General features: G+C 66.2%; 10 protein-coding genes and 2 tRNA genes. 3 read left to right on the top strand and 9 right to left on the bottom strand.

The window, feature by feature from the left end:
* Positions 1–161: 161 nt before the first annotated feature.
* Positions 162–1,304: a serine/threonine-protein kinase gene (locus Q0C42_RS14450; protein ID WP_295077232.1), complete on the top strand. Its 1,143-nt coding sequence runs from the start codon at positions 162–164 to the stop codon at positions 1,302–1,304.
* Here Q0C42_RS14450 and Q0C42_RS14445 read toward each other — a convergent pair.
* The 9 genes from Q0C42_RS14445 to tgt form a co-directional block, all read right to left on the bottom strand.
* Positions 1,301–2,485 carry an HlyD family efflux transporter periplasmic adaptor subunit gene (locus tag Q0C42_RS14445; RefSeq protein ID WP_295077229.1) on the bottom strand — a complete coding sequence of 395 codons (1,185 nt, stop codon included), beginning with the start codon at positions 2,483–2,485 and terminating at the stop codon, positions 1,301–1,303. The genes Q0C42_RS14450 and Q0C42_RS14445 overlap by 4 nt on opposite strands.
* A 4-nt stretch (positions 2,486–2,489) precedes the next feature.
* Positions 2,490–4,850: an FtsX-like permease family protein gene (locus Q0C42_RS14440; RefSeq protein WP_295077226.1), complete on the bottom strand. Its 2,361-nt coding sequence runs from the start codon at positions 4,848–4,850 to the stop codon at positions 2,490–2,492.
* Entirely contained in the window at positions 4,844–5,560 is a 717-nt protein-coding gene (locus Q0C42_RS14435; protein WP_295077223.1) for an ABC transporter ATP-binding protein, read from the bottom strand. Before Q0C42_RS14435 ends, Q0C42_RS14440 begins: the two co-directional genes overlap by 7 nt.
* 92 nt (positions 5,561–5,652) lie before the next feature.
* Positions 5,653–5,728: transfer RNA gene (locus Q0C42_RS14430), tRNA-Val, on the bottom strand.
* A gap of 87 nt (positions 5,729–5,815) precedes the next feature.
* A tRNA-Val gene (locus Q0C42_RS14425) sits at positions 5,816–5,890 on the bottom strand.
* Positions 5,891–5,903: 13 nt separating this feature from the next.
* A complete protein-coding gene (locus Q0C42_RS14420; RefSeq protein WP_295077220.1) occupies positions 5,904–6,311 on the bottom strand; it encodes an HU family DNA-binding protein in 408 nt (135 codons plus the stop codon).
* A gap of 162 nt (positions 6,312–6,473) precedes the next feature.
* Positions 6,474–8,873, bottom strand: a complete 2,400-nt coding sequence (lon, locus tag Q0C42_RS14415) for an endopeptidase La (RefSeq protein WP_295077217.1) — start codon at positions 8,871–8,873, stop codon at positions 6,474–6,476.
* A 202-nt stretch (positions 8,874–9,075) separates the two neighbouring features.
* Positions 9,076–10,170, bottom strand: a complete 1,095-nt coding sequence (locus Q0C42_RS14410) for an alkene reductase (protein WP_295077215.1) — start codon at positions 10,168–10,170, stop codon at positions 9,076–9,078.
* 124 nt (positions 10,171–10,294) lie between these two features.
* Entirely contained in the window at positions 10,295–11,425 is a 1,131-nt protein-coding gene (gene tgt, locus Q0C42_RS14405) for a tRNA guanosine(34) transglycosylase Tgt (RefSeq protein ID WP_295077213.1), read from the bottom strand.
* 156 nt (positions 11,426–11,581) lie between these two features.
* Here tgt and Q0C42_RS14400 point away from each other — a divergent pair, with 156 nt between their 5' ends.
* Both Q0C42_RS14400 and Q0C42_RS14395 read left to right on the top strand, forming a co-directional pair.
* Positions 11,582–12,199, top strand: a complete 618-nt coding sequence (locus tag Q0C42_RS14400; RefSeq protein ID WP_295077209.1) for a TetR/AcrR family transcriptional regulator — start codon at positions 11,582–11,584, stop codon at positions 12,197–12,199.
* Positions 12,180–13,391 (top strand): efflux RND transporter periplasmic adaptor subunit, encoded by a 1,212-nt coding sequence (locus tag Q0C42_RS14395; RefSeq protein ID WP_295077207.1) that lies wholly within the window; start codon positions 12,180–12,182, stop codon positions 13,389–13,391. The genes Q0C42_RS14400 and Q0C42_RS14395 overlap by 20 nt, the downstream gene beginning before the upstream one ends.
* Position 13,392: the final 1 nt, after the last annotated feature.

The following is a 13,392-nucleotide window of genomic DNA, read 5'->3' as shown; positions in this document are numbered from 1 at the left end:
TTGCAGCAGGTTTGCGCGCCTGGCCCTCGACTGCGTAGAATATCCACAAGGAGCGGGCCCGGGCCCGTGCGGCTTTTACCCGGTGTAAACCTAGTTCTAAGACGATGGCGCTGCAGGACCCTGCAGAAACCGTCATGTTGGCGAGTGATCAGACCGGTAGGATGAACGTGGCGCAGGGGCGGACACAGATCAGCAATCAGCTCGAGGCCGAGTTGGGCCGCGTCGATCCCGACGCCTTTGCCGATGATCTGAAGCCGGGCACCCAGCTGCTGGGCGGGCACTACACCATCATCGGCTTTCTCAACAGCGGCGGGTTCGGGATCACCTATCTGGCCAAAGACAGCCTCGACCGCACCGTCGTCATCAAGGAGTGTTTTCCGAACACGCTTTGCCGCCGCTCGACCGGCTTTGTGCGCGCCCGGTCCCGCAAGCACCAGGATGACTTCCGCGGGTTCGTCGACAGCTTCCTGGCCGAGGCGAAAAGCCTGGCGCGCCTCGTGCATCCGAACATCGTCGGGGTCCATCAGGTGTTCGAAGACAACGACACCGCCTATATGGCGATCGACTACATCGAAGGCCGCGACCTGCACGACATCCTGGATTCAACCGACCAGGCTTTCACGCCCGAGCAGGTGGTCCTGATGCTGAAGCGGATGCTGGGCGCGGTGGAGTTCATCCATCAGGTCGGCATCCTGCACCGCGACATCTCGCCGGACAACATCCTGGTCGACAAGACCAACAACCCGATCCTGATCGACTTCGGCGCGGCCAGCGAACAGGTGGTGCGGGCCACCCGGGTCCTGACTGGACGGCGGGTCATCAAGGAAGGCTACTCGCCGCAGGAATTCTACCTGACCGGGGCAGAGCAAAGCCCGTCCAGCGACCTCTATTCGTTGGGCGCGACCTTCTACCATGTCATCACCGGCAGCCCGCCGCCGGAAAGCCAGCGCCGCCTGGCCCGCGTGGCCGAGGGCGAGCCTGATCCATATGTGCCGCTGGCCGGCCGGTTCCAGGGCTATCCGGACGGGTTCCTGCAGGCCATCGACAAGGCCGTCCGCGTCATGCCACGCGACCGGATCCAGTCGGCCGGGGACTGGCTGGACTGGATCCGCATCGCCGAAGAGGGCGGCCCCCTGCCCGCCGCCCTGACGGAGGAGGCGCCGAAACCGCAATCCCGGCCGGTGACCCACCACATCCCGCCCGCAAAGGGCGGGTTTCTGCAGGACTACCTCGGCTATGTGATCGGCGCAGGCGCAGTCTTTGTCGCCGCCGGCCTTGCCGCGCTTTGGACGGTCCTGACCTAGGACGGCTCCAGCGCCACGATGCCCACGCCGTCGGCCACCTGATCGGACGGATGCAGGATCACCCGGTCGCCCGGCTGCAGCCCTTCCAGCACCTGCGCGAAATCCTCGTTCCGCTCGCCCAGCGTGATCCGGCGCAGGACGGCGCGGCCGTCGGCCTCGGCATAGGTCGCCCAGTCCGGACCATCCCGAAAAAGCGCGCCCACCGGAATCGTCAGCACCTCCTCCTCGCGCCAAAGGGCGATGCGCGCGATCACCCGGAAGCCGTGGCCCAGCCCTTGCCAGTCGCTCCGGGCACCGGTCAGGCGCAGGATCACTGTCACCCGCTGCTCTTCGATCCCAAGGGCCGAGACCCGCGTCACCGCCGCGGGTTCGATCCGCTCCACCTTTGCAGCCGTGGGCGCGCCGCCCCAGCCACTGACCATCGCCACGGCACCTTCCGTCACCCGCACTGCATCGCGAGACAGAAGGTCCACCACGATTTCCAGATTGCCGGGATCGCCCAGTTCCAGGATCGGCGTGCCCGTCTGCACCACCTGCTCGCTTTCGGTAAGCACCCGCAGGACCTTTCCCGATACCGGCGCGAGGATCTCCACGCAGCAGGACGCCCCGCTGCCCGCCCCGTCCAGGCTCAGGACGGCAAGCGCGCTTTCCAGCTCTTTCTCGCGCACCGCAAGGTTCGCCACCGCGCTGGAAACCGCCGCCTCGGCCGTCTTCTGCTCGCGGACCGCGATGTCGTAGGCGCGCTGGGACATGGCCCCTTTCTGAAAGAGAGCGACCGCCCGGCTCGCCTCTCCGGCCATGAAGTCGCGGGTGGCTTCGGCCTGGGCAAGCTGGGCGCGGGCCAGTTCGGTCGCCGCCCGCGCCGCCGCAGCCGTCGCCTCGGCCACCGCGCGCGCCCGGCTGTCCAGAAGAACCGGAGCCGCCGGACCGATGCTGGCGACCGGCTGGCCTTCCGTCACCTCGTCGCCGGCATGCAGGCCGATCCGCTGCAGCTTGCCGGTAATGGTCGCCGAGACGGTGAAGACCTCGCGGATCTTCGCCTCGCCTTCCTCCTCGACCGCGACCTCCAGCGGGCGCAGCGCAACCTCGCCCAGTTCGACCTCGACCGAGCGCGGCATGAAGGCCCAGACCAGGAAGGCCAGCACGGCCAGGGCAGCGGCAATGGGGATCAGGCGGCGCATGGGGCTACTCCCGTGTCTTCAGGACTTCGATCATGTCGAGATTGTTGATCCGCCCCCGGATCGCCCAGGCCGAGGCCAGGGCGGCGGCGCAGACCACCAGGGTTGCGGTGGCATAGACGTCGCGCTGGACGACGAAGGGCACGCGGTAAAGGTCCGAGGAAAACGCTGCCGCCATCGCCGATGCGATGCCGTAGCCGATCAGCCAGCCCAAAGGCTGCGCCAACAGGACCACGGTGGCAAGCTCGCCGAAAAGCACGCCGGAAACCTCGCGGTTGGTGAAGCCCAGGACGCGGAGGCTGGCCAGTTCGCGGCCCTGTTCGGACAATGCAATGCGCGAAAAGTTGTACACCACGCCCACGGCGATGATGCCCGCCAGCACGACATAGACGGTGACCATCACGGTGATGTTTTCGGCCAGGGTCTCGCGAAAGCGGGTCAGCATCAGGGTGGTGACGCTGATCATCTCGGTCTTGGGGGTGATCTTGGCGGCGGCGTAGAACTCGGCAGTGCGGGCGTCGTCGATCATCAGGCTGACGCCCGAAATCAGCGCCCCCTCACCCATCAACCGGTTCAGCGCGCCGATCTCCATCGCCGCGCCCAGCCCGACATAGCCGACCGACAAGCCGCTTACCGGCAGGGTGACAGTGGCGCGGCGACCCTCCTGCAGCGCGACAGTGACCCGGTCTCCGGGGCGGACTTGCAGGGCGTCGGCCAGCGCCTCGGACAGGATCAGGCCCGCCTCGGGCATCGGCATCGGCCGCAAGACGGGGTCAAGCACGCGCGACAGGTGCGGCTCGGCCGGTCGGCCCATGATGGCCAGGGTCTTCTCGTGTCCCAGGTGGCTGATCTTGGCGGCCACCTGACGGAAGGGCTCGGCCACCATCACGCCGGGCATGTTGCGTGCAGCAAAGGCTGCGCCAAGCGGTTCGGGCGTGCCAAAGACGATCTGGGCATCGTGGCGTTCGGACCGGAAGAAGGTGATGTCGATCATCCGGTCGATGGAGCCGAAGGACCACAGCGAGGCGACCAGGATCGCCACCGCCATCGCCACGCCAAGGGTGGAGCTTGCGGTGCGCAGCGGCCAGCGCAGCAGGTGGCGGGCGACCATCACCCCGGTCTGGGGCAGGTTCAGCAGGCGGCGCAGCCAGGTGGCGCGCTCCCGGTACACAGCAGGCGACGGGGGCGCCATCGCGACGGCCGGGGGCAATTTGACCACCGACCGGACGGCGTAAAGCGCACCGGCAATGGCCGCCGCCAAGGTGATCATGGCGGCCAGACCGTAAAGCTGCGGGTCGCGGGTGAAGACAAGGTAGGGAAAGGTGAAGAACCGCGCATACATCTGCGCCAGCCCCACCCCCAGCCAGGCCCCACCGGCAAAGCCGATCGCGATGCCCACCACCGCGATCAGGGCCACGAACTCCACGTAATGCTGCGCCACCGCGCGCGAGGTATAGCCGATGGCCTTCAAAAGCCCGATCTGCTCGCGTTCCAGGGTGATCAGGCGCGACAGCGTCATGTTGACCAGCATCGCCGCGACCAAGAGGAAGATCGGCGGCAGCACCCGCACCATCGCCCAAAGCTGCTTCAGTTCCGCGTCCAGGAAGGCGTGGCTGATCTGGTCGGTTCGCCCCCTGGCCCCTGCCCCGCCATAGCGTTCGGTCAGCCGGTCAAGCGCCTCGATCACCCGGTCCGTGCTGGCACCGGGGGCAAGCTTCAAGACCAGGTTCGAAAACGCTCCGTCAAGGTCATAGGCGGCTTCCAGACCGGCGCGGGGCGCCCAGACGACGCCAAAGCGGCGGGGGTCGGGCATCATCTGGCCGGGGCCCAAGGCATAGATGAACTCGGGTGACAGTGCCACGCCGGTAATGAGCAACTCGCGCCGCTTGCCGTTCATCAGGACCGGAAGCCGGTCGCCCGGCCCCAGCCGATGCGCAGCGGCGAACCCGTCACTGATGACGATCTCTTCGGCCGACAACGGCTCGGGCAGACGGCCAAGCCGCAGATAAAGCCGGTTCAACCCGCCCGTGTCCGGCAGCGAGACGAACAGGACCGACCCCGGCTCGACCATCCCCGGCAGATCCAGAAGACCCAGCTTCACGATCCGCGCCTCGGCATCCAGCACGCCCTCGATGTCCTGGACCTCACCCAGAAGCGCCCTTGGCGCGCGGGTCACGTCGGCGAAGACATCGGCGAAGCGGTTCTCCTCGTAATAGCGCGCCCTCGTTTCGAACAGCGAGGCGTAAGCCCCGTTCCCCAGGATCAGCGTCGCCACCCCCGCCGCCAGCACCAGCGCGATGGCCAGCACCTGCGCCCACAGTCGCGCGAGGTCACGCAGGACCTTGCGGCGGAGGGGCGAGATCACCATGCCACCTCCGAGGGCTGCTTTTTGGTGGCGTTGACCGTTTCTTCGATGATCCGTCCATCGGCAAAGCGGATCACCCGGTCGGCGATATCGCGGATCGCGGCGTTGTGGGTGATGACCAGTGTCGTGGCCCCCACCGCCCGGTTCACCTGGGTCAGCGCCTCCAGCACCTTGATGCCCGTCGCACTGTCCAGGGCTCCCGTGGGTTCATCGCACAAAAGCACTTCGGGGTTCTTCGCGATGGCCCGCGCAATGGCGACCCGCTGCTGTTCCCCCCCGGACAGCTGCGCGGGGAAGTGGTTGGCCCGGTCCTGCAGTCCCACCAGCGCCAACGCGTCGTCGGCCCGCATCGGGCGGCGGGCGATCTCGGTCACCAGCTGGACATTCTCGCGGGCAGTCAGACTGGGAACCAGGTTGTAGAACTGGAAGACAAAACCCACGTGGTCGCGGCGGTACTGGGTCAGCTGAGCCTCGTCCAGCGCGGTCAGCTGGTGCTCTTCGAACCAGACCTCTCCGCCCGAAGCGCGGTCCAGCCCGCCGACAATGTTCAGAAACGTCGACTTCCCCGACCCCGAGGGCCCAAGGATGACGATGAACTCCCCTTTCCGCGCCTGAAAGTCGATCCCGCGCAAGGCGTGCACCTCAAGCGCGCCGTTGCGGTAGACCTTGGTCAGACCGGTCGCACGGAAGACGATGTTGCTGGCGTCGGACATGATGGAACCTTTCGGGCCACCAACCTAACGCGCAAGGCAAGCCCGGGCCTTGATCCGCGTCAATCGGGGCAGAGACTCAGGTTCGGGGGGACTGGTGGGCGGTGAGGGACTCGAACCCCCGACATTCTCGGTGTAAACGAGACGCTCTACCAACTGAGCTAACCGCCCCCACCCCGGTGCCTACCGCGACCGCCCGAATCTGGCAAGCCCTGGAATGCCAAAGACGCGCCGGTTCGGGCGCGCCTTGGGGAAGAATGGTGGGCGATAACGGATTTGAACCGCTGACATCTTCGATGTGAACGAAGCGCTCTACCGCTGAGCTAATCGCCCGATGGGGGGGCTTTTAGTCGTCCTCTCCCTCGTCTGCAAGGGCCAATCCGGCGGCCTTCGCACCATCGGCCAGGCGCAGCTTCAAAGTCAGCGCCGGACCTTTGTTCTTCACAACCCGCAGCTTGCCAAGGGGCGGGACCGCCAGCGACTTGCCGGTGGCAAGCGCCTCGCCCAGTGCGGCCAGAGTCGCCTCGACCGTGGCCTTCACGTCGGCCTTCTTGCCCCCGGTGGCACTGGCAACGCTTTCGATCAGGTCCTTCAGCTTGACCGTGTCCGCGCGGGCGGCGGGAGCGTCTGAACCGACCACGGCCGCTGCGGGCGTTGCGGCGGCATCCACCCCCGCCGCCACCTTGGCCGACCTTGGCGCTTTGGTTGCCTTCTCGGGCTTCGTATCAGAGTCCTTGGGCGTGCGCGGGGCCATGTTGCCTTCTTCCGGTTATCTGTGTCCCGGCGACACTACGCAGCCTTGCGCGAGCCGGCCAGAGGGAAGTCGCATCGTGTTCCCCGCACGCGGGCCCGCCCTCCACAACGCAAAACGGGCGCGCCGGTCTGGCGCGCCCGTCTGGTTCTGGTGGTCGGTCGATCAGTGCGCGGTCTGAACCGGCGGCACCACACCGCCCGCAGCCCGCGCGGCTGCCGCCGCTTCTTCCGCCGCCTCGTCCCATTCCACCGGCTCGGGCTGGCGCACCAGCGCCTGGGCCAGAACCTCGCGGACGTGGGTCACGGGGATGATCGTCAGGCCTTCCTTCACATTCGCCGGAATCTCCGCCAGGTCCTTGGCGTTCTCCTCCGGGATGAAGACCGTCTTGATCCCGCCCCGCAGCGCGGCGAGCAGCTTCTCTTTCAGCCCGCCGATCGGCATCGCGTTGCCGCGCAACGAGACCTCGCCGGTCATGGCGATGTCCTTGCGAACCGGAATCCCCGTCAGGACCGAGACGATGGAGGTCACCATCGCCAGACCCGCCGAGGGCCCGTCCTTCGGGGTCGCCCCGTCCGGCACGTGGACGTGGATGTCCATCGTCTCGAACTTCGGCGGCTTCACCCCGATCTTCGGACTGATCGAGCGGACGTAAGAGGCGGCCGCGTCGATCGATTCCTTCATCACGTCGCCCAGTTTCCCGGTCGTCTTCATCCGGCCCTTGCCCGGCAGCTTCAGCGCTTCGATCTGCAGAAGATCGCCGCCGACGCTGGTCCATGCCAGACCGGTGACCACACCAACCTGATCTTCCTTCTCGGCCAGGCCATAGCGGTGGCGCTGGACGCCCAGGTATTCCTCGACCTTCGTCGGATCGACGTCCACCTTCTTGGTCTTGCCCTTCAGGATGTCGGTCACCGCTTTCCGGGCCAGCTTGGCGATCTCGCGCTCCAGGTTCCGCACGCCCGCTTCGCGGGTGTAGTAGCGGATGACATGGGTCAGCGCTGCATCGCTGACGCTGAATTCGCCCTTCTTGAGGCCGTTCGCGGCGATCTGCTTGGGCAGAAGGTGCCCCCGCGCAATCTCGCGCTTTTCGTCCTCGGTGTAGCCGGCCAGCGGAATGATCTCCATCCGGTCAAGCAAGGGACCCGGCATGTTGTAGCTGTTCGACGTTGTGATGAACATCACGTTGGACAGATCGTACTCCACCTCCAGGTAGTGATCGACGAAGGTGTTGTTCTGTTCGGGATCCAGAACCTCCAGCAGCGCGGACGCCGGGTCGCCCCGGAAATCCTGGCCCATCTTGTCGATTTCATCCAGGAGGATCAGCGGATTGGTGGTCTTGGCCTTCTTCAGCGACTGGATGATCTTGCCGGGCATCGACCCGATATAGGTCCGCCGGTGACCGCGGATTTCCGATTCGTCGCGCACGCCGCCCAGCGAGATGCGGATGAACTCACGCCCCGTGGCCTTGGCGACCGAACGACCCAGCGAGGTCTTGCCGACGCCCGGAGGGCCGACAAGGCACAGGATCGGACCCTTCAGCTTGGTCGACCGCGCCTGCACCGCCAGATACTCAACGATCCGCTCCTTGACCTTGTCCAGGCCGAAGTGGTCGGTATCCAGCACCTTCTGCGCGGCACCGAGGTCCTTCTTGACGCGGGACTTCACACCCCACGGCACGCCCAGCAGCCAGTCAAGGTAGTTGCGCACGACTGTGGCTTCCGCCGACATCGGCGACATCGATTTCAGCTTCTTCAGCTCGGCGTCGGCCTTCTCGCGGGCTTCCTTGGAAAGCTCGGTCTTGGCGATGCGGGCCTCCAGCTCGGCGACCTCGTTCTGGCCGTCCTCGCCGTCGCCGAGTTCCTTCTGAATGGCCTTCATCTGCTCGTTCAGATAGTACTCGCGCTGGGTCTTCTCCATCTGCGTCTTGACGCGAGACTTGATCTTCTTCTCGACCTGCAGGACCGAAAGCTCGCCCTGCATGTGGCCGTAGACCTTCTCCAGCCGCTCGGCGACGTCCAGCGTTTCCAGGATCGCCTGCTTCTGACCCACGTCCACGCCAAGGTGACCGGCGACAAGGTCAGCCAGGCGCGCAGGTTCGCGGGTGTCCGAAACGGCGGCAAGCGCCTCTTCGGGAATGTTCTTCTTGACCTTGGTGTAACGCTCAAACTCTTCGCCGACCGCGCGGACCAGCGCCTCGACGGCCGTGGAATCACCGTCGGTCTCGGGCAGGGCCTCGGCGGTGGCTTCGAAGAACGCCGGGTTCTCGACGAAACCAGTGATCTTCACGCGCGACTTGCCCTCGACCAGAACCTTCACGGTCCCGTCGGGCAGCTTCAGCAACTGCAGCACGTTGGCCAGGACGCCAACCCGGAAGATGCCGTCCGAGGCCGGATCATCCGCCGTCGGGTCCTTCTGCGAGGACAGAAGGATCTGCTTGTCGTCCTGCATCACCTCTTCCAGCGCGCGGACCGATTTCTCGCGTCCGACGAAGAGCGGCACGATCATGTGGGGAAACACCACGATGTCGCGCAGGGGCAGGACCGGATAGCTTTGGGTGCTCATGTGACTACCTTCGTTCGCGGCAGCGCTGCGGGGTCCCGACCATCGGCAACCCTGCCCGCTCCGCCTTCAGAATTGTTAACTTGTGGTCCGTGGGCGGGGGATTCAAGTTCTGCTTTGGTTCGACAGAATGAACCTCTGCGTGAACGGGTGCAAGGTGGGAAAGCGCGGGCGAGTTGCCTTGCCCGCACTTTCCGTCACACGGTCACGCAGCCGATTTCTCCAGCGTGGGATAGTCGGTGTAACCCTTGCTTCCCCCGCCATACAGCCCTTCGGTCGGCATCGGGTTCAGTGGCGCATCCAGGGCCAGACGCTCGGCCAGGTCGGGGTTCGAGATGTAAAGCTTGCCGAAAGCCACCAGATCGACCTTGCCCGACGCGACGGCGGCAACGGCCGTGTCACGGACATAGCCATTGTTGGCTACATAGGCCCCGTTGAACCGGTCGCGCAGCGTCTCCAGTGCACCTTCCGGCCAGTCGCGCGGGCCGCCGGTCTGGCCTTCGACCATGTGCAGGAAAGCAATGCCTGCATCGTTCAGCACATCGATTGCAGCACTGAAGGTCGCCAGAGTATCGCTGTCGATGCCGACGTTGTTGGCGTTCGAGAACGGGCTGAGGCGGACGCCCACCCGGCCGGGCCCAAGGATTTCAGTGACAGCCGTCACCACCTCGGCCAGGAAGCGGACGCGGTTGGCGACCGACCCGCCATATCCGTCGGTGCGGATGTTCGCGGTGTCGCGCAGGAACTGGTCGATCAGATAGCCGTTGGCCGCGTGGATCTCGACCCCGTCGAAGCCTGCCGCGTCGGCATTGCGGGCGGCGCGGCGATAGTCCTCGATCACCCGCGGAATCTCGGCCAGGTCCAGCGCGCGCGCGGCCGAGGTTTCGACGAACCCCGTGCCGTCAAAGGTCCTGGACCCCGCGCCGATGGCCGACGGCGCAACAGGTGCCGCCCCGCCTTCCTGCAGCGAGACGTGGCTGATCCGGCCCACATGCCACAGCTGCGCGGCGATCTTGCCGCCCTTGGCATGCACCGCATCGGTCACGGTCTTCCACCCGGCCACCTGCGCCTCCGAATAGATGCCGGGCGTCCAGGCATAGCCCTTCCCTTCCGGGGAAATCTGGGTGCCCTCGGTGATGATCAGCCCCGCCCCGGCCCGCTGGGCATAGTATTCGGCGTGCAGATCGAACGGCGTATCATCCTCGGGCCGCGCCCGGTTGCGGGTCAGGGGCGCCATGAGGATGCGGTTCTTCACCGCGATATCGCCAAGGGTATAAGGGGTGAACAGAGCTTCGGTCATCGCGACGTTCCTTTGTTTGCAAGGTCTTGGTGCAAACCTAGGGGCTGCGGTGCCAGCCACAACCAGCGCAGAGCGGGATACCGCTATGCATTGGCGCACAGGCCGGGTTCGCGCGGGCAGCTTGTCAGACCGGTTCGACATCACCTTCGGCGCGCCGCGCGTGGAACGTCGCCACGAAGGCCGCCATCCCCCCCGCCGCAATCGCCTCCCGCAGGCCCTGCATCAAAAGCTGGTAGTAATGCAGGTTGTGCCAGGTCAGCAGCATCGAGCCGATGATCTCATCCGACCGCACCACATGGTGCAGATAGGCGCGGGAATAGCTGCGGCAGGCGGGGCACTGGCAGCCATCCTCCAGGGGACGCGGGTCGTCCTTGTGGCGGGCGTTGCGCAGGTTCACCTGCCCTCGCGCCGTCCAGGCCTGCCCGGTCCGCCCTGACCGTGAGGGCAGCACGCAATCCATCATGTCGATGCCGCGTTCGACCGCGCCCACGATGTCGTCGGGCTTGCCCACACCCATCAGGTAACGCGGCTTGTCCTCCGGCAGGAAGCCCGGCGCGTAGTCGAGGACGGAGAACATCGCCTCCTGCCCCTCCCCCACCGCCAGGCCGCCCACGGCGTAACCATCGAAACCGATGCCCTTCAGCGCCTCGGCACTTTCCTCGCGCAGCTCCCGCGTCACACCGCCCTGCATGATCCCGAACAGCGCATGTCCCGGCCGGTCGCCGAAGGCATCGCGCGACCGCTGTGCCCAGCGCATCGACATCCGCATCGACTTGGCCACCGTCGCCTCATCGGCGGGCAGCGCGGGACATTCGTCGAAACACATCACGATGTCCGACCCCAGAAGCTTCTGGATCTCCATGCTGCGTTCCGGCGTCAGCATGTGCTTGGACCCGTCAAGGTGGGACGAAAACTTCACCCCCTCTTCGGTCAGCTTCCGCAAGGGACCCAGCGACATCACCTGAAACCCGCCGCTGTCGGTCAGGATCGGTTTCGACCAGTTCATGAAGGTGTGCAGCCCGCCCAGCGCCGCCACCCGTTCCGCCGTCGGGCGGAGCATCAGGTGGTAGGTGTTGCCCAGAAGGATGTCCGCCCCGGTCGCCGCCACGCTTTCCGGCAGCATCGCCTTCACCGTCGCGGCCGTCCCCACCGGCATGAAGGCCGGGGTGCGAATCTGCCCCCTCGGGGTCGAGATCACCCCGGTCCGCGCCGCGCCATCCGTCGCCGCCACGTTGAAACTGATGCCCGTCGCCATGCCATTCGTCCTTGTGCTGCCGCTCCTTTGGGCCAAATCCGGTGAAAAGTGAAGCACAACACATCCAGCGCGGGCCTTCTGCCGTAAAGACACTTGACCTCTGCGTAAGCTTCGCTATCTGCAGTGAATGAACGTTCATTCCCAGGCTTCCTGACCATGCCCCCGCTGCCCCACCCCATCCCCGCGGCCGACGCGCGCAGCCATGAGATTCTGGCTTCGATCCGTCAGGCCTTCGCCGAAAAGGGCTTCGACGGCGCGTCGATGCAGGACCTTGCCCGCGCCGCAGGGATGAGCGTCGGCAACTTCTACCGCTATTTCCCCTCCAAAGCCGCCATCGTCCAGGCGATGTGCGGCTATGACCTGGCTGAAATTCAGGGCGAGTTCGCCGAGATCCAGACCTCGGACAAGCCGATGCTCTTCCTGCGCGAACGCATCCTGAACCACTTCTCGGAAGAGTCGATGAAGGACGGTCAGCTCTGGGCCGAGATCACCGCCGCCGCCATCCGCAAGCCGGAAATCGGCGAGGCGGCGCGGCAGATGGAGGACACCATCGTGTCCCTCCTGGCCGCGATCTTCGCCCATACCACGCGCCGCCCGATGGAAGAAGCGCGGGTGCGCTATGCAGGCCAGTGCCAGATGCTGGTCATGCTGGTGAAGGCGATGGCGACCCGCACCGCACAGTGCGGCCCCGCCAGTCCCGCCCTTGCCGCCCAGGTCGTCGCCGTGATCGACGGCATCCTTGCCCATATCTCCAATGACACAGCTGAAGGCTAAGCCCATGCGCCCGACCTTGATCCTAGCCGTTCTCCTCGCCATCGCGCCGGTCCTGCCCGCCCAGGCACAAGAGGCGGTCGCCGCGGAAAACATGCCCGAAGTGGCCCCGGTCCTGCCCGCCATCACCGTCAGTACCGTGGGGCTGTCGCAGTTGTCCGACCGGATCATCGCTTCGGGCCTGATCGCAGCTGTAGAAGAGGTTCAGGTCGCACCCCTCGTCGAAGGCCAGCCGCTGGACCAGCTTCTGGTCGATGTGGGCGACATGGTGACCGAGGGCCAGGTCCTTGCCGTCCTGTCCAAGACCACGCTGGACCTGCAGAAGACCGAAGCCGCTGCCTCGCTGGCGGCCGCGAAGTCCGCCATCGCCCAGGCCGAGGCGCAACTTGTCGAGTCGCAGACGACGCGCGACGAGGCCCAGCGTGTGGCCGACCGCACGACGAAGCTGCGCGAACAGGGAACCGCACCCCAGGCTCAGGCCGACACGGCGCGGGCGAATGCGCTTTCTGCCAACGCCCGGGTGATGGTGGCCACGCAAGGGTTGGAATCCGCCCGCGCACAGCTTGCCCTTGCCGAAGCGCGGCTGGAAAACGTCGCCCTCCTCCTCAGCCGCACCGAGGTGAAAGCCCCCGTCGCCGGCAAGATCGTCCAGCGCAACGCCAAGATCGGTGCCATCGCCACGTCGGCGGGTCAGCCGATGTTCGTCATCACCCGTGACGCGGCCCTGGAACTGCGCGCCGATGTGGCCGAGACCGACCTTCTGCGCCTTGCCCCCGGCCAGAAGGCGCATCTACGCGCCGTCGGCATGGGCGGCGTGCTGGAAGGCACCGTCCGCCTGGTCGAACCCTCGATCGACCCGGTCACCCGCCTCGGCCGCGCCCGGATCACGGTCGACAGCTCGAACGAGTCGCTTCGGACCGGCATGTTCGTCGAAGCCGAGATCCTCGCGGCCGAAACCCAGGCTCTGGCCGTGCCCGTCACCGCCGTCGGCTCCTCTTCGGAAGGGGCCACCGTGATGCGGGTTGTCGACGGCGTGGTCGAGCGCATTGCCGTCAAAACCGGCATCCGCGACGGCGGGCTGGTCGAGATCACCGAAGGCCTGAACCAGGGCGATGTGGTGGTGACCAAGGCCGGCGCCTTCGTCCGTCCCGGCGACCGGATCAACCCGGTCCCCGCCCCCGCTGCCGTGAACTGAG

Source organism: Tabrizicola sp. (assembly GCF_022842145.1).
Classification (GTDB): domain Bacteria; phylum Pseudomonadota; class Alphaproteobacteria; order Rhodobacterales; family Rhodobacteraceae; genus Tabrizicola.
Note: the sequence above shows the minus strand (reverse complement) of the source record. Positions and strands in the feature narration are given on the sequence as shown.

What these genes read in the sequence shown, in the direction of transcription:
- Q0C42_RS14450 (WP_295077232.1), top strand. Translation starts at nt 162, where the DNA reads ATGAACGTGGCGCAGGGGCGGACACAGATCAGCAATCAGCTCGAGGCC.
- Q0C42_RS14445 (WP_295077229.1), bottom strand. Translation starts at nt 2,485, where the DNA reads ATGCGCCGCCTGATCCCCATTGCCGCTGCCCTGGCCGTGCTGGCCTTC.
- Q0C42_RS14440 (WP_295077226.1), bottom strand. Translation starts at nt 4,850, where the DNA reads ATGGTGATCTCGCCCCTCCGCCGCAAGGTCCTGCGTGACCTCGCGCGA.
- Q0C42_RS14435 (WP_295077223.1), bottom strand. Translation starts at nt 5,560, where the DNA reads ATGTCCGACGCCAGCAACATCGTCTTCCGTGCGACCGGTCTGACCAAG.
- Q0C42_RS14420 (WP_295077220.1), bottom strand. Translation starts at nt 6,311, where the DNA reads ATGGCCCCGCGCACGCCCAAGGACTCTGATACGAAGCCCGAGAAGGCA.
- lon (WP_295077217.1), bottom strand. Translation starts at nt 8,873, where the DNA reads ATGAGCACCCAAAGCTATCCGGTCCTGCCCCTGCGCGACATCGTGGTG.
- Q0C42_RS14410 (WP_295077215.1), bottom strand. Translation starts at nt 10,170, where the DNA reads ATGACCGAAGCTCTGTTCACCCCTTATACCCTTGGCGATATCGCGGTG.
- tgt (WP_295077213.1), bottom strand. Translation starts at nt 11,425, where the DNA reads ATGGCGACGGGCATCAGTTTCAACGTGGCGGCGACGGATGGCGCGGCG.
- Q0C42_RS14400 (WP_295077209.1), top strand. Translation starts at nt 11,582, where the DNA reads ATGCCCCCGCTGCCCCACCCCATCCCCGCGGCCGACGCGCGCAGCCAT.
- Q0C42_RS14395 (WP_295077207.1), top strand. Translation starts at nt 12,180, where the DNA reads ATGACACAGCTGAAGGCTAAGCCCATGCGCCCGACCTTGATCCTAGCC.